At 44.9% G+C, this 16621-nt stretch carries 11 protein-coding genes and 5 pseudogenes; 6 read left to right on the top strand and 10 right to left on the bottom strand.

The genetic code is table 11. The features are described from left to right. Window positions 1–509 precede the first annotated feature (509 nt). The 5 genes and pseudogenes from BUA34_RS15400 to BUA34_RS15380 form a co-directional block, all read right to left on the bottom strand. Window positions 510–821: pseudogene (locus BUA34_RS15400) on the bottom strand (RteC protein); the annotation flags it as partial. 238 nt (window positions 822–1059) lie between these two features. Then, the gene (locus BUA34_RS15395) at window positions 1060–1482 is read right to left on the bottom strand and encodes a dihydrofolate reductase family protein (protein ID WP_004291474.1); all 423 of its coding nucleotides are present in this window, start codon (window positions 1480–1482) and stop codon (window positions 1060–1062) included. A 279-nt stretch (window positions 1483–1761) separates the two neighbouring features. Next, on the bottom strand, window positions 1762–3084 hold the full coding sequence (locus BUA34_RS15390) for a sigma-54-dependent transcriptional regulator (RefSeq protein ID WP_004291471.1): 1323 nt from the start codon (window positions 3082–3084) through the stop codon (window positions 1762–1764). Further along, window positions 3077–4627, bottom strand: a pseudogene (locus BUA34_RS15385) (ATP-binding protein); the annotation flags it as partial. The pseudogene BUA34_RS15385 and the gene BUA34_RS15390, both read right to left, overlap by 8 nt. A gap of 170 nt (window positions 4628–4797) precedes the next feature. Next, window positions 4798–6087, bottom strand: a complete 1290-nt coding sequence (locus tag BUA34_RS15380) for an IS1380-like element IS612 family transposase (RefSeq protein ID WP_005814044.1) — start codon at window positions 6085–6087, stop codon at window positions 4798–4800. Window positions 6088–6243: 156 nt separating this feature from the next. Between BUA34_RS15380 and BUA34_RS15375 the strand changes: the two genes are divergently transcribed. The 6 genes from BUA34_RS15375 (at window position 6244) to BUA34_RS15350 (ending at window position 11349) form a co-directional block, all read left to right on the top strand. Further along, window positions 6244–7131: an ABC transporter ATP-binding protein gene (locus tag BUA34_RS15375; protein WP_072831150.1), complete on the top strand. Its 888-nt coding sequence runs from the start codon at window positions 6244–6246 to the stop codon at window positions 7129–7131. A gap of 13 nt (window positions 7132–7144) precedes the next feature. Beyond that, window positions 7145–7939: an ABC transporter permease subunit gene (locus BUA34_RS15370; protein ID WP_026648251.1), complete on the top strand. Its 795-nt coding sequence runs from the start codon at window positions 7145–7147 to the stop codon at window positions 7937–7939. Between the two features lie 12 nt (window positions 7940–7951). Further along, window positions 7952–8737, top strand: a complete 786-nt coding sequence (locus BUA34_RS15365) for an ABC transporter permease subunit (protein ID WP_072831148.1) — start codon at window positions 7952–7954, stop codon at window positions 8735–8737. 58 nt (window positions 8738–8795) lie between these two features. Beyond that, entirely contained in the window at window positions 8796–9158 is a 363-nt protein-coding gene (locus tag BUA34_RS15360) for a nuclear transport factor 2 family protein (RefSeq protein ID WP_072831146.1), read from the top strand. 482 nt (window positions 9159–9640) lie between these two features. Beyond that, window positions 9641–10579: a hypothetical protein gene (locus BUA34_RS15355; protein ID WP_072831144.1), complete on the top strand. Its 939-nt coding sequence runs from the start codon at window positions 9641–9643 to the stop codon at window positions 10577–10579. A gap of 5 nt (window positions 10580–10584) precedes the next feature. After that, on the top strand, window positions 10585–11349 hold the full coding sequence (locus BUA34_RS15350; RefSeq protein ID WP_072831142.1) for an ATP-binding cassette domain-containing protein: 765 nt from the start codon (window positions 10585–10587) through the stop codon (window positions 11347–11349). 519 nt (window positions 11350–11868) lie between these two features. On the opposite strand, the gene BUA34_RS15345 is transcribed toward BUA34_RS15350, so the two are convergent. The 5 genes and pseudogenes from BUA34_RS15345 to BUA34_RS16315 form a co-directional block, all read right to left on the bottom strand. Further along, window positions 11869–13158: an IS1380-like element IS612 family transposase gene (locus BUA34_RS15345; protein ID WP_005814044.1), complete on the bottom strand. Its 1290-nt coding sequence runs from the start codon at window positions 13156–13158 to the stop codon at window positions 11869–11871. A gap of 127 nt (window positions 13159–13285) precedes the next feature. Next, window positions 13286–14068, bottom strand: a pseudogene (locus BUA34_RS15340) (hybrid sensor histidine kinase/response regulator); the annotation flags it as partial. Next, on the bottom strand, window positions 14068–15993 hold the full coding sequence (gene tet(Q) / locus BUA34_RS15335; protein WP_072831140.1) for a tetracycline resistance ribosomal protection protein Tet(Q): 1926 nt from the start codon (window positions 15991–15993) through the stop codon (window positions 14068–14070). The gene tet(Q) and the pseudogene BUA34_RS15340, both read right to left, overlap by 1 nt. A 26-nt stretch (window positions 15994–16019) precedes the next feature. Next, window positions 16020–16508: pseudogene (locus tag BUA34_RS15330) on the bottom strand (IS982-like element IS1187 family transposase); the annotation flags it as partial. Beyond that, window positions 16502–16621 (bottom strand): annotated as a pseudogene (locus BUA34_RS16315) (3-phosphoserine/phosphohydroxythreonine transaminase); the annotation flags it as partial. The pseudogenes BUA34_RS15330 and BUA34_RS16315, both read right to left, overlap by 7 nt.

Here is a 16621-nt window from a genome sequence, read left to right as displayed (position 1 = left end):
GCCTTGTACTTCTTGAGACGGAACTTCGTCTTGAGTTCGCGGCGTTCCTGACGGTGGATGTACTTGTCGTCCATGAGCACGTTCAAGATGGCGCTCTTTGCCTTTGCTGCAGTCGGATTGTCCTTGAGCGTTTCGACAAAGCGTACAAAGTCCTTTTCGCGGGCGTCGTAGGTGGCGTCTTCGGCCGGCACACCCTTTTCCATGAGGTGGCAGCTGTATTCGTCAATCCATGCCTGGTTCTTGTGGTAGGTCATCTTCTGGATGAGGTCCACCATGTCGGCAGGTACGCCCATCTTGATCATGTCGTCCGGAGTCTTTTTAGTGGCAGAAGTAATGGAATCCTGCAAAATAGCGAGAACCTGGACATCTTCGGATTCGCCTTTGTTCTTGAGATAGTCGGCGACGTTCTGGAGGAAATCGATGTATGGGCCACCGGCCTTGTCTTGCTGGCCTTGGTGAACTGATTCTGCAATTTTGTAGGCGTCTTGATAAGAAAGCATTATTAACCCGTTGTTGGCGGATATTAGTGGTGGCACTTGGGGCGTGGCAAGGAATTTCTGCATCTTTCTTACGAAAGACAGAGCCTTGCTGACGTAGGCGGCAATCTCTCTTTTTTCTTCTGACAGATTACGTACGGGATGGTGCTGCAACTCGATTTCGATGTAGGCAAGCGCGATGACGGTAAGGTTCATGTCCATGCCGCCGTTGCACAGTTCGATCACTTGGGTGGCGAAAGCCGTGTATGCCGTTTCCATATTGCAGTCGCCGGCTTCGTTTATCAGGCGGAAAAAGTCGGTTTCCGCCAGCAAGAAATAATTCATGGTTCTGTCAATTTTGAAAATTACACTTTGTTTTCTGCGTGCGCACATGAATATAATTGGCAAAAAACGCGGCAGAAAATAAAAAATCCAACACTCAATTTTACAAAGTGCTGGATTTCAGAGGTATAAAATTCAGTATTTTTTCACAAGGACAAATTATCTCCGACTTAAATTGTTTGTAATCGGAACATTTATTCTATTCCTGAAAATAGAAATGTATGCTTGCCGCACATTTTGGCTATCTTGCTTTTTTATCAAGGATATAGATAATGCGACATACACCGTTGGGATAGCTTTTCAAAGAGGAAAGCGTCCAGTGTTGCTCTGGCAGAGCCGACTTAAAAAAATGTCGTCCGCTTCCGGATATGAAAGGAACGGTGTATAGTATGATTTCATCCACAGCGTGCATCCGCAGCAGTCCGTTTATATAGTCTGCCGTGTCCGGTGTGGCTTCCGCGAGGTAACGGATGTTTGTGCAGTCTTTTCTCCATTCGTGCAGCATTGAAATGGAATAGTCCGGTGTCACACGGTAAAAGGCTTTCTTCCTGATTTCATCAAGACCGCAACGGTCAAGGCACAAATCCTGATGTGCTTTATCATATAACTCTGAAGAAAGACATCCGTCCATCGTCAGTACGGCGAGAATCTGAACTTTACCCATAATCGTTTCCTTTCGTTAGGCAAGGGTAAAAAAGTAGCGTGCAATTCACACTACCTTCAAGCGATGGCTCTGGTAAAGCCTTTACGGAGAGTACGTGAATGCACGCTATGCGTAAGCATAGCATAAGCATCACGCAATCGTCTCCGTAGTTCCAATTTACCAGATTTTCGCTTGAAACGCCTTGCGGTCTTATCCTATATGTTGGCGGCGAAAAGCTCCTGCCAATCGCCGTTTTTCTCAAATGTTATGCAAAGATAGCCAAATTCAGTGAATTACGGGCTATGATTGCTTGAATTTATATTTAAGTCCATACTCTTCAAGTTTGCTGTATAGTGTTGTCCTGCCTATGCCGAGCAGTTCTGCGGCGACACTCCGGTTGCCGTTTGCCTGTTTCAACGCACGCAATATCCGCTCCTTATCCTCCGCGTCATTGCGCAAGGCGAAGCTGACAGTAGAGGTCGGTTTCGTCACGGCAAGTTCCAGATGCTCTTTCATGACAACACCTTCCTGCGCCTGCAATACAGCACCCATAACTTTCTGCCGAAGTTCCCGCACGTTGCCCGGCCATGCGTGTGTCAGCAACGCTTTACGTGCTTCGGAACTGAACCCGCTCACGCTACACTCCAGCTCTCTGTTTGCCATATCACGGAAGAACTCTGCCAGCGGCATAATGTCTTCTTGACAGTCACGCAACGGAGGAACGGTTATCCCGAAGTCGTGCAGGCGGTACAGAAGATCCTGCCGAAAACGCTTTTCATTCACCGATACCTCCAAATCTTCATTGGTAGCAGCGATGATGCGGACATTGAAATTCCGGTCTGCCTTGTCTCCGACCGGGCGATACCGCCTCTCCTGTATGGCACGGAGCAACATCTGTTGGGTTTCCAACGCGAGGTTTCCTACCTCGTCCAGAAACAACGTGCCGCCTTCCGCCTCATGGAAATATCCTTTCTTGGCATTGTCCGCACCTGTAAATGCACCTTTGACGTGTCCGAAGAAAGCCGACGGTGCAAGCTCTTTGGAGAGTGAACCGCAGTCCACCGCCACAAATGGCTTGCCTGCACGTTTGCTCTTGTCATGCAACAGGTGGGCAATATGCTCCTTGCCCGTGCCGTTCTCACCAAATATCATCACGCTCATATCGGTGGCGGCTACCAGCCTTATGCGGTGCATGATTTTCTGAAAGGCGGAACCTTCACGGGCGAATATAGGCATACGGCGTTGTCCTGCCTGACGTTCTTTCAGTATGGAACGGATCAGGGGGACAAGTTTATCCTCCACAAGCTGTTTGGGAATATAGTCTATCGAGCCGAGTTTCATGCTTTCCACGGCGGTATTAACTTCGGCGTAGTCGGTCATAATGATGAAGGGCTGCATCTTTCCCTCCTTTCGCATCCAGCACAAAAGGTCTATGCCACTGCCGTCAGGCAGACGCAGGTCGGCAACCACGATATCATTATCTGTTGCCTGTTGCAGATGTTTCTTCGCGGTTGAGAGGTGGTAAGCCTTCATATTGCGGTAGCCCTCCCGTGACAGCATATTGCAGACATATTCGCAATACACGATGTTGTCTTCCACCACAATTATTTTTGTCTTATTCATCTTCGTATTTTCTCCTTTCCTCTTCTGCCAACCGTATTATTTCCACTCCCTTATCCAGCACGGCAGTCACGGCATGGCTTAACGCTTCACCATCCGGGAGAGCATCGCCACGAAGCAATCCGTAAAGTACATTCAGCGGTTGGTCGGCACGGAGCACCTCCCACGAACTGCGCAGGTGGTGGATCAGGGAATCCAGCTTTTGCAGGTCTTTTTCTTTTGCTGCATCCCGTACCGCCTGCATTTCCTTTTCTGTTTCAGTTATCAACTTTTCCAGCATGACGGCTTCATTGCCATAGGACAATAAGGCGGAAAAGTCCGGTTTCCCGTCCGGTGTCGCTTTTATGGCACACCTGTCGGAAACCTCCATCAGTTCCGATATGGAGAACGGTTTGAACAGGCATCCGGCAAAGCCTTTTGCCAATAGTTCCCCTTTGTTACAACTGCCCGAAGCGGTTGCCACAACCACCGGGATTGTTGGTGAATTGCCCACGTTGGACGAACGCAACAGTTCCAGCAATTCGAAACCGTTTATATCGGGCATATTCAAGTCTGTCAGCAACAGGCTGTATTCTTTCTGGCGTATCATTTCCATCAGTGCCGCAGCATCGGTGCAAGTGTCGCAGTGTATTCCTTCTTGGGAATACATCTCTTTCAGCATCAGAAGTAATACCTCATCATTGTCAATGGCGACAACATCATGGAATTTATTGTTATGATAAACAGGTGTATTGCTTGTATATCCAAGCTGTTCTTCAGCTTCCTGCATAGAAATTTCAACTGTGAAACGACTGCCTTTCCCTTTCTTGCTGTCTAAACGGATTGTTCCGCCAAGCATCGACACAATATTACGCATTATGGCAAGCCCAAGCCCGAAACCCTCCTTTGCGGCGGCATTTGATAGACGTTCAAACGCACCGAACGCTTGTTTCTGTTCCTCTTCTGTCATGCCTGTACCTGTATCTTCAACGACCAGTGTCAGAACTCCATTATCATATTCAGTAATCAAAGAAACACCGCCTTCTTCTGTGAACTTGACAGCGTTTGACAGCAGGTTATTCCCGATTTGTATTATTCGCTCTTTGTCGGTCAATACAATGGCATCGTGTCCAGTCTTCACGGACAAGGACAGCCCTTTGTTCACGGCAACAGGCATGAACTCCGTTTCAAGTGTGTGCGTGATTGCTGAAATCCGGCAGGGTGACAGACGGGGCTGTTCCTTGCCGTTGTCCAGGCGGAAGAAGTCAAGCAAAGTGTTAAGCATATCCCGCATACGGTCGGAGGATTGCAGTATGTTTTGGATATACTGCCCGGACTTATCCTCACACTGTTCTTTCCGTATCAGTCCGGCATAGCCTGTTATTGCTGTCAGCGGTGTGCGCAGTTCATGGGTGATAGTATGTACCGCCTTCTTCCTTGACGTTATCAGTGCCTCGTTCCGTTGTACGGATTGTTCCAGTTGCCTTATCAAATCAGTTGTCTTGTGCTTGTATTGTTTAATGCTTTTTGCATCACGATGTATGATGATGTAGGAAATTAACAACAACCTAAAATCCGCAACTATCATCCAATACACGATTAAGGGTAGATTTATGAGTCGTTAGTAGCAGCTTTCAGTAAAAAGCAACAGCACAACATCAATATGTAGCCACCATCCCCTTACCCCACGATGCGACTTGAGGTAATACGCAGATTCAAACCGGAAAGAAAGGATTCTTATCCGAATTCTGTTTTGAAGGGTTTTGCATAAGCTCGGTTCTCTGTGTAGATATTCAGCACGTATTGCCTTGCAGTCATGATCCACTTGGCAGGTACGGAGATGAATCTGAAGACAAAAGCCTTTATGCGACTCGTTTTCTTGAGCCCAAAAGCCTTGGTGTCAAGCCTGCTCATGATGGTCTTGTAGAAATTGTGTATCAATGCAGTAAGCAGAAGAAAGACAGTATTCTCCGCCATGAATGACTTGGGGAGCCTGCTCCAACCGAATCCGTTGTTCATGTCGTCAAAGATACGTTCCTTGCCGCCACGCAGATTGTAGAATTCAACAATGTCCCTTGTCGATGACTTGTAATCGTTGGTCAGAATACAACGGTAAGTGTATTCGCCTTCCCACAGGTCAAGGTCGCCACTGTTGCGTCTTTGTCTCTGGATGACAAGACGATAGCACTTGCCTTCCCATTTCTCAACGAGAATGGAATTGAGTTCGAACTGGATGCCGTTAATCTCCTCCGTCTTCCATCCTCTCAGAGCAAAGATGTCATTGTAGAGCGAACTGCATCGGTTGGCACGGATGTAGAAATGTTTGCAATGCTTCTCTATCTCACTGACGATTTCCTTCGAGCAGGAACCGCAGTCTGCCCTGAAGCGATTTACACGGATGTTCTGGGATTCCAGAAGAGCGAAGAATCTCTTATGGGTGTCTGCCTGATGAAAACGCACATTCGTGTTACCATCGCTGTTCTCGATATAGACTATCTTGTCACCGATAACATATACGCCAGGCCTGTAGCCGAGGAACTTTTTGTAGGTCGGTTTTGCATCATACTTCTCCGTTTCAAGGAACTGATGGTCAAAGTCAACATCGTATTCCTCAATTTCCTTCAACTCGCCTGTAGAAACCAAAGCGTTTATAAGCAATGTGTTGAGTTTGTCTGCAGTATTGAAATCATAGGTCTTGCCTTGGTCGGAAGTATAGGAGATGTTTTCCTGTGTCAGTTCCTTGATGGCTCTGAGGATGGTATCAGAGCTGCATGTACGAAGGGTAGGATGATACGAGAGATGGCGCATCAGTTGTGACGTTACATCTTCCACGCATGAGCCGCCACAGAAATAAACGCTCATCAGCGAACGGACTATCTCGCTGAACTGATATCCGAAGATACTGCTGCATCTCTGACCCAGTGTTGAGTCGATAACGGGTGAAAGCATGGAGTCAAATTTCTCCATGATTGAAAAAATTCCTCCAAAAGGTGTGAGTTTCTCAGATTTAATTTGTATTTTTGCCATGTCATATTAGAGTTTTGCTTGTTTTCTTTTTGCAACACTAAGATAAGTGAAAATTCTGACATGGCAAAATCCTGGGCAACTTTTTGTTGCTCAGGAACTTATAAATAAAGTTAAATTATAGTGTTGCGGAATTAAGGATAAGGAGGAGTATCTGAAATGAGCGAGCCAATCATTGTTTTGGAAAAGCTGACCAAGCACTATGGGAAACATCGGGGAATTGACGGACTTAGCTTCTCTGTTGACCAGGGCGAGTTTTTCGGCTTCATTGGCCCAAACGGTGCGGGAAAATCCACCACCATCCGCACCCTGATGGGCCTGATCCATCCCAGCGGCGGCAGCGCATCTATTTTCGGCCTGGACTGCCAGACCAAGGCCAGTGTCATTGCCAGAGATGTGGGCTACCTCCCCAGCGAGAACAGCTATTATGAAAACATGAAGGTGCGGGAACTACTGCAATACACCGCCGACCTGTACGCCATGAACTGTGAAACGAAAATGTATGAGCTTTCCGAACGGCTCAATTTGGATTTGTCCCGGAAGATTGCAGACCTGTCTCTGGGCAACAAGAAAAAGGTGGGCATCGTGTCTGCCATTATGACTTCCCCTAAGCTGCTGATCATGGATGAACCTACCAGCGGCTTAGACCCGCTGATCCAGCAGGCATTCTATGATATTCTGAAGGAGGAGAACAACCGGGGCACCACAATTTTCTTCTCCTCCCATGTACTCAGCGAGGTACAGAAGCTGTGTGACCGGGTGGCAATCTTAAAAGAGGGTAAGCTCATGAGCATCCAGTCTATCAGAGAACTACGGGAAAGCGGTTATAAAAAGGTCAGCCTTACCACCAAAACACCGATTTCCAGTGATTTCTGGGAGCTGCCTGGTATTGCGAATTTCTCTGAGACCCCGGACAAGACCTCTGTTTCCTTTATGTATAACGGCAATATCACAGCAATCATTGATAAACTTCACCTGCTGCATTTGGACGATGTGCTTTTGGAAGAGCCCTCTTTGGAGGAAATCTTCATGCACTACTATGAGTAAGGAGGTGTCAGGTATGGTCATTTTGAAATATGAACTGAAACGGCATCGAACCTATATCCTGGGCTGGACCATCGCCTTGGCTGTGTGTATCTTTTTGATGACACCGACTTATTACAGCTTCCTGGATGTTGCCTCCGTGGAACTCTTTGAAACCATGGGCACCACGGACTTTTACAGGAGTGTCGGCGTATCGATGGAATACTTGACTTCCCCGTTGGGCATTTATGGGTTTCTGACCAGCTTTTTCATGATTGCCTCCGGCGTTTTCGGAATGCACTTCGGCATTTCCGTTCACACCAGAGAATGTACGGAAGGAACTTCGGAATACCTGTTTACAAAGCCCTTTCCTCGGAAAACAATCTATTGGGCAAAGGCATTGACTGTATTGATCGGAGTGGTGGTCGTAGGTGCTGCGTATCTGCTGGCTTCTTTTTTGGCCATGGCAATGTTTCGTTCCGGAACTCCATGGGGAGAGTTTTTTCTGATTGCTCTGTCCCTCACCCTTGTTACGCTGTTCTTTGCTGCAATGGGTCTGATGGTGGGAATTTTGTTTCCCCGCAACCGTAGCCCACTGCTGACCGCCGGATTAGTCGTGTTTGTGGAGTATTGCATAACCAGCTTCTCCAACATCATCAGTAACCGGGCTATCAGTTTCCTGTCCCCATACTCCTTCTTTGGAGCTGCAAAAATTTCCGAAACTGGCTTCTATGATATGACCTATCTTGGCTGGGGCGTGCTGCTGGTTACCCTGTTTTTGGTGCTGTCTTACGGTGTCTTTCTGAAAAAAGACATTCAGTTTCGTTCATAAGGGGGTGCAAACATGAAAACATTGATTAAAAATGAGTTCCGCCAAACCAGAAGGCTCTTGTTGATCTGGTTAGGGATCATGCTGCTTCTGTGCGGTTTCTGCTATTTTGAGCTTCTGTCTCTACAGGACAGTCTGAATGAAATGGCAACGATGGTCAGCCAATTTCCGAGATTGATCATGATTATGTTTGGGGTCAAAGGCGATTTAACCACATCCCTTGGCTGGTATGTGTGCATCTATTTCTGGGAAGGATTGCTGGCGTTCCCTTATGCCATGTCTCTGGGGTTGTCCTGTGTGGCGAAGGAAAAGAAGTTCGGAACCTCGGAATACCTGTTCACAAAGCCTGTGGAACGGAAAACCATTGTACTGGCGAAGGTGATCGTTTCGGCGGTAAATCTGCTGGTGTTTGCCCTGTTCAGCGGTTTATGTAATTATTTTACAATCGTTCTTCCTTTGGGCGGTCTGGAACAGCCGGGAGCAGTGCTCACCACAACCATGGGAATGTTCTTTACCCAGTTCCTCTTTTTCGCTCTGGGGCTGCTGTTTGCCAGCCTGTTTATGTCCTATAAGGCTGCGGTGAGGACAGGTACGATTTCCATGCTGGCTGCCTATGGGTTGGCCTTTACTGCCGAGTACACAGGAAATCATTTCCTGGACTACCTGACCCCATTGCGTTATTTTGATGTGTACGAGGTAGCACTGCACGGTTTCCACCTTCCCTATCTCGTCTTAACGATCGTTGTGGCAGGTATTTGTGTCGCAGCTGCCCTGGATCAGTGGAAACGGCGGGAATTGTGATGTTACATGAATCGTGTATCTTGAAAACAGCAGCTAACGATATATGGAGGAAATATTTATGTTACGGCCAAAAGAAATAGTATGTAAATGGGTAGATGCCTTTAACAACCATGATGTAGAGGCAATTATGAGCTTGTACCATGATAACGCAACCAATCATCAGGTGACCAATGATCCCGTGATTGGGATAGATGCAATCCGTGAAATGTTTACAGCAGAATTTGCCACTGCCGATATGACTGCCATTGTAGAGAATATCTTTGAAGATGGACAGTGGGCGATTTTAGAATGGAAGGACCCTCTGGGACTGCGGGGATGCGGCTTCTTCCATGTTGTGAATGGTAAAATTCTGTTTCAGAGAGGATATTGGGATAAGCTGTCTTTTCTGAAGCAGCATAATTTGCCTATTGAATCGTTGTGAAAAGGTGAACAGAGCACGAAGTTGAAGGAAGGGCGAAAATGGAGCGAGGAAGAATTATTGTAATTACAGGCCCTCCGGGAACTGGAAAATCGACAGTATGGATGCCATGGAAGGAATATTCTTCTTCGTCGATGCGGGCGGCTTCCTGAAGCCAAACATACAGGTCGTTGCTCTCTGGGTTACAAGGAAGCTCTGAACCACGCCTCTGACGATACAATGCGTACAAGAGAAAAGAGGGAAAGACCGCTGACAGCATTAAAAAAGATGCAATTTTTTCACAGCATACTTTCCGAACCATGTGTGGTGTATGGCACCGCATTTCTCAGCAACACAATATACCAAGTTCGAGGCGGAGAGTCTATTGAAATAAAAAAATCCGAGGAAGAGAATATCTCTCTGCCTCGGATTTTTCGTTTCATCCCTCAATCGGCTGGTGTAGTACCTTCAATTTCAAGATGTCCCTGTGCGGACACGCCCTTGTCATGCTCTTTTTTGCCTTGGCTCTTGTTTTCATCGGCGTTCTCGCAATACTGTCTATCGGGAAAAATCTTGCACAGATATCTTCACTACTTCGCTCCGATTATGAGTATTCCGTGACGATGAGAGATCCAATCCTTCAAGACGATTATTACCAGTTTGAAGCAGGGATCAGCTATTCGCTGTCGCGAGAATCACAGACCAGTTTGAATGCAGAGATTTTAATGCAGACCGGCGATTCCTTATATACCACTTCTGTCGATTGGAATGCGGAACAGCTCAGCAAATACGGAGTGGCTATCTCGGATGGAATGGCTCGGCGCTATGGACTGAAGCTGGGTGATTTACTGTATTCAAAGCACATAGTAGATGGCACGATACATGAATATACCATCGAACAGATTCTGCCGGAGGTTTCGAATATAAAGTCTTTTGCCAGGAACAGCTTCAGTGAGGGTCTAATCATCATGGGATATGATGATCAGTATGCTGAAAACATCGTACATACCACCAGAGTGTATACAAAAACTCCCATTGATCAGCTGTCTTCATCGGCATCGGATATGCCTGTAAATATTGTATATAGAACAGATGAGATTGCTGTTGTTGTTCGAACGCTTACTCCTTATTTGCTGGCTTTCCTTCTTCTTTCAATCATGGCCTCATATGGAGCCGTCTATTTTACAAACAGAGAAGTCCGGCACAATATGAAAAGGCTGATTATGCTTGGCTTTGACAAGGAGAGTCTTGACAGCTCATATTTCACACGCATCTATAGTGTGTGTCTGCCGGCAATCGCAGTTGCATTCCTGCTATCTATCATAGCAGCATTCATTTCAGGGTTTAGTTTCATGGAAGGGATATATTTTTTGATTGCCGCAGTAATAGAAATAGTTACGGTATTTATTGCTGTAAACGGGTGCAGGAAACGTCTGTGGAGGTAACATTTATGGATAGCGTTTTGAGCATAAGGGATGTATCGATTCAAATAAGGAATCAACAATTATTACAGAATATCTCTTTTGATATCGGTGAAGGCGAGGTCGTTTTACTGTCCGGAGCTAATGGTATTGGTAAGAGTTCTCTTCTCAAAAGCATCCTGCGCCTGGATAACGAAGGGAAGACAATTAACGGCGAGATCATAGTCCGTGGTTTCGGTGACATTCTGAAACTAAATTCTGCGGAAATACAAAAATTCAGATCTCGAATTGCATATGTCCAGCAACGAGATGAATACGCAGAAATGGGCAATATTCAGGTTAAGGATATCATTAGTGAAAGCGGCCAGCCGAGTTCAGGAAAAATGTTAAGCACATCAGAGGTCAACGACTTGATTGATGAGTGGATTCCAAGGCATCATGATAACAGAAGGATATTCGATGCCAAGTCAAAACCGGCAAAATTCAGCGGAGGAGAACAAAGGCTGTTGTCAGTTCTTTCTGTGATCGCAACACGGCCAAACGCGGAGCTGTTGATAGTTGATGAGCCACTAAACAATCTTGACTTTATAAACGCAAGGAACATCAGCAATCTAATCAATAGAGTAATTCGTGACAATCCGCAAATGGCGGTTCTGATGATAAGTCATTGCAGAATCTTTCCGTTTATTACGAGGGAAATCAAACTAACCCCAGGAGGCATTGAAGAAGTACCCGGTCCCTATACTTGCCATAGTTGTTTTGGTGAACACGATGACGAAGGCTTCTACAAGTGAAGCATTGAAGGAAGGCTTGAAATACGGCCTTCCTTTTTAAGTGTCTTCAGACACTCGGCTCATCACCGGAGAAATCCGGGGATGTTCAAGGGGATTGGGGCGCTTCCCCAACGAGCGAAAAGCGGCTGGGTATATACCCAGACACTGCTCGCACAGAATGTGCCTGGTATAGAAATTGAAAATCTCAAGCTTGCAGAACTCAAATCGAGATTGAAAAAGTAAAGCCGTTGTGATATAATGATCCGCAGTGTTATAGCCACTCAAAGCTCATAGAAAAGATAAAGGTGAACGAAATGGCAATGAATTACAACAAACTCTGGAAGCTGTTAATTGATAGAAATCTGATGAACCTAAAATCCGCAACTATCATCCAATACACGATTAAGGGTAGATTTATGAGTCGTTAGTAGCAGCTTTCAGTAAAAAGCAACAGCACAACATCAATATGTAGCCACCATCCCCTTACCCCACGATGCGACTTGAGGTAATACGCAGATTCAAACCGGAAAGAAAGGATTCTTATCCGAATTCTGTTTTGAAGGGTTTTGCATAAGCTCGGTTCTCTGTGTAGATATTCAGCACGTATTGCCTTGCAGTCATGATCCACTTGGCAGGTACGGAGATGAATCTGAAGACAAAAGCCTTTATGCGACTCGTTTTCTTGAGCCCAAAAGCCTTGGTGTCAAGCCTGCTCATGATGGTCTTGTAGAAATTGTGTATCAATGCAGTAAGCAGAAGAAAGACAGTATTCTCCGCCATGAATGACTTGGGGAGCCTGCTCCAACCGAATCCGTTGTTCATGTCGTCAAAGATACGTTCCTTGCCGCCACGCAGATTGTAGAATTCAACAATGTCCCTTGTCGATGACTTGTAATCGTTGGTCAGAATACAACGGTAAGTGTATTCGCCTTCCCACAGGTCAAGGTCGCCACTGTTGCGTCTTTGTCTCTGGATGACAAGACGATAGCACTTGCCTTCCCATTTCTCAACGAGAATGGAATTGAGTTCGAACTGGATGCCGTTAATCTCCTCCGTCTTCCATCCTCTCAGAGCAAAGATGTCATTGTAGAGCGAACTGCATCGGTTGGCACGGATGTAGAAATGTTTGCAATGCTTCTCTATCTCACTGACGATTTCCTTCGAGCAGGAACCGCAGTCTGCCCTGAAGCGATTTACACGGATGTTCTGGGATTCCAGAAGAGCGAAGAATCTCTTATGGGTGTCTGCCTGATGAAAACGCACATTCGTGTTACCATCGCTGTTCTCGATATAGACTATCTTGTCACCGATAACATATACGCCAGGCCTGTAGCCGAGGAACTTTTTGTAGGTCGGTTTTGCATCATACTTCTCCGTTTCAAGGAACTGATGGTCAAAGTCAACATCGTATTCCTCAATTTCCTTCAACTCGCCTGTAGAAACCAAAGCGTTTATAAGCAATGTGTTGAGTTTGTCTGCAGTATTGAAATCATAGGTCTTGCCTTGGTCGGAAGTATAGGAGATGTTTTCCTGTGTCAGTTCCTTGATGGCTCTGAGGATGGTATCAGAGCTGCATGTACGAAGGGTAGGATGATACGAGAGATGGCGCATCAGTTGTGACGTTACATCTTCCACGCATGAGCCGCCACAGAAATAAACGCTCATCAGCGAACGGACTATCTCGCTGAACTGATATCCGAAGATACTGCTGCATCTCTGACCCAGTGTTGAGTCGATAACGGGTGAAAGCATGGAGTCAAATTTCTCCATGATTGAAAAAATTCCTCCAAAAGGTGTGAGTTTCTCAGATTTAATTTGTATTTTTGCCATGTCATATTAGAGTTTTGCTTGTTTTCTTTTTGCAACACTAAGATAAGTGAAAATTCTGACATGGCAAAATCCTGGGCAACTTTTTGTTGCTCAGGAACTTATAAATAAAGTTAAATTATAGTGTTGCGGAATTAAGGAACAATAGAAGAACGAATCCCATTAAACCGCCTACTTGCATAAATGACTTTTCACGCATGGCAACTATTTCGTTTTCCCGGCTTTGCAGTTCGGTTTGTACCTTTTCTTCTATTTGGCAAATCAATTCTTGCAGTTGTCTGTTAAGTTCTGCATTACGAGCTGCAAGGCTGTCGGCTTGTTCCGACAATTGGCGATCCTGCACTTTCTGTTCGCTGATTACGTTTCTATTGACCGAATGAAGGATAGTGGTTGATACTGCTGGAGTTACTTCCTTTTTTTTGCCGAATATGCCTAAGAAACCTTTTCGTTTTGGCTTTTTGGACTGTTCCTGCACACTTTTCTGTACAATAACCGGAATTTGATTGGCTATCTTCTTGTTAATAGATTGTTGTTCATCCATTAACCGGACTATCTGGAACATCTGTCGTTCCTTATCCTCTAAAAGACTGCGCACACTATCGATGCGCTCTGCTGGATAGGTGGCCTTGAAACGGCAGAGCATACTGTCCATTGCCATACGCCGTGCATGGTAATGCTCGATATCTTTATCGTTCCATTCCAGTATTGTTTCACCCAATAGAGAAAATTTTATCATTTGAATATTGATATTGTTTATTTCTTTTCGGAGCTCGTCTATTTTTTTATTGCCAAGTTCTAATGCTTCTATCTCCTGCCATTCATAGAGGCTATTATATGCCATACATCCGATAAGAATGGAGATAAGTATATATCCCAACCGTATTGCCTTATAGAAATTTCCTGACCGCTCCATTATTTTAATGACATTGATTTTTGGAACATGAATAAAAGTTTATCTTTTTCGTTCATGCGGATATTATCAGAATAACCGTCTTTTGTTATTTGATACCCACATGGCTTAACCATAAAAATGCCTAAGCCCTTAGTGTACGAACTTACTTCTGAGGCATAGTCTTTACTTGTATTTAATGGAACTTTCCCTTTAATATGACACCACTCATTATTACAACTGATGTCTTCAATCTCAGACATCATTTTTTGCAAATCTGTAATAGCTTTGGAACTCGCTACTTGGGGTATCTGCAACTCAAAACAGAGCATCGGTTCGAGAATGTCCACACCTGACTGTTGCAAAGCCAGCCTGAAGACATAAGGGGTCAGCTGTCTGAAATCAGCAGGTGTACTTACCGGGCTATAATACTCGGCTTGAGTAAAAGTTACTTTCAGATCTGTCACTTCCCATCCATGTAAACCAGATTGGCAAGACATACGAATCCCTTCAAAAACGGCATTTTGAAAAGAATGGTTCAGATAACCATAGGAGATGTCACTTTCGATTTGCAACCCTGCCCCTAACGGTAAGGGTTCAAGAGTCAGCCCTATTGTGGCCCAGTAAGGGTTGGGTGGTACTTCGATCTGAATAATCTTATTGACCTTTTTTATAGGTCGTTCTTTGTAGATAGTCTTGATCTCATCAAAATGGACCTTTACGGAAAATCGTTCTTCCAGCAATGTCTGTATGATTTCCTTTTGGGTCAAACCATATAACGAGATTTCCAATTCATCACTATATGAGTTTATGGAAAAGGACAAAGACGGGTCTTCAATCCACAATGTATTCAGAGCGGATATCACCTTGCTTCTCTCTTCGGGCTTATTTGGCCGGACGGAGGATTTGAGAGCGGGATGCTGATGAGATAATCCTTGAATCAAACAAGGTTTAGCACCTAAATAATCTCCGATTCGAAAATCTTCTATATCTTCTACAATCGCGATATCATTGGCACCCACTTCATCAACATTTATCTCTCTGCCCTGATAAATAGTCTTTAGATTTTTAATCTTGATGAATTTTTCCGAATCGTTGATTCTTACAACGTCTCGAAGTCTCAGACTTCCGTCAATTATTTTAAGAAAACTTCTTTTATGCCCTTTGGGGTCATGCTCTATCTTATAGAGATAAGCTGAAAGTCTGTTTGAGACTGATGCCGGAGGAAGTATAAAAGAAGAAATGGCGTCCAACAACTCATTGATACCGATATTGAACATTGCTGATCCATGTAGCACCGGATAGACTTTGGCTTTTGCCACAAGAGCGATTATCGTATTCCAATAATCAGCCGGTGAAATTTCGCTATCCGCCAAATATCGTTCTAATATATCGTCGTCATGGTTGCATACAAATTCTTTGTATTCTTCCTTTATATATGTTTGGGAGCAAACCGGATAAACCGATCCATCGACAACAGTTTGCATAAACAGGACATCTTGCGACAGATTTGTTTTTATATCCATATACAAACGCTCCAAATTCACACCGGCACGGTCAATCTTATTGATAAATATAATTGTCGGGATTTGCAGCTTTTGTAAAGTACTGAACAGCAACTTTGTCTGCGCTTGTATGCCTTCCTTTGCGGATAAGATGAGGACTGCTCCATCAAGCATTTTGAATGTCCGCTCCACTTCCGCAATAAAATCCATGTGTCCCGGAGTGTCAATGATATTGCATTTCACTCCATTCCAGATAATAGATGTCGTAGAAGCCCGGACAGTAATTCCTCTACGTTTCTCTATATCCATAGAGTCCGTTATGGTGTCACCATTATCCACACGGCCGCACTTTTCCGTTGCTCCACTGGCAAACAGCAGATTCTCGGTTACGGAAGTTTTTCCTGCATCAACGTGAGCAAGAATTCCTAAATTTATAATATTCATTTGGATTAAGCAACCTGTTGGCGGAATTAATTTAGTGCATACTTAATTCTGCCAATGGGCTTGTCGTTAATGAAGTTTACGTATTGCAGAATGGTAAGTGCACTAATTTTGCCAATGATCCTGGCAAACAAACCATTCGTTATTTTCGCATAGTTCCTGATGACCAAGAACTGGTCTGTAAGTTGTGAGAATATTGTCTCAATCCTCTTTCTTGCCTTTGCAAACGGAATGAATGTCGGTTTCCAATCCTTTTGGTTGAGCCGATACGGACACTCCAGTCTTATGTGTGCGGTTTCGAACAAGTCAAGCTGTACGTCAGCTCCAATATACCCTTTGTCACCATAGATGCTACAGTCGTGATAAGTATGTTTTACATCCTTCATATAATGGAGGTCCGCCACACTTGCCTTTGACAGATCATAGGAATGGATAACTCCACTTAACCCACAGAGAGCGTGTAACTTATAACCAAAATAATACGTGTTCTGCGAAGCACAGAAGCCGAAGTCGGGAGCATGCAGAACAAAAGTGAGCAACCACCACCGAGGAACACGATGTCGTAATCTTCCGGGATGCCCATCAATTCACGGAGGTACTGTTCCGTCTGGGCGAACATATTTTCAATCGG

Source organism: Fibrobacter sp. UWB12, assembly GCF_900142485.1.
In the GTDB taxonomy this organism is placed as follows: domain Bacteria; phylum Fibrobacterota; class Fibrobacteria; order Fibrobacterales; family Fibrobacteraceae; genus Fibrobacter.
This window is presented reverse-complemented; position numbering and strand designations above follow the sequence as displayed.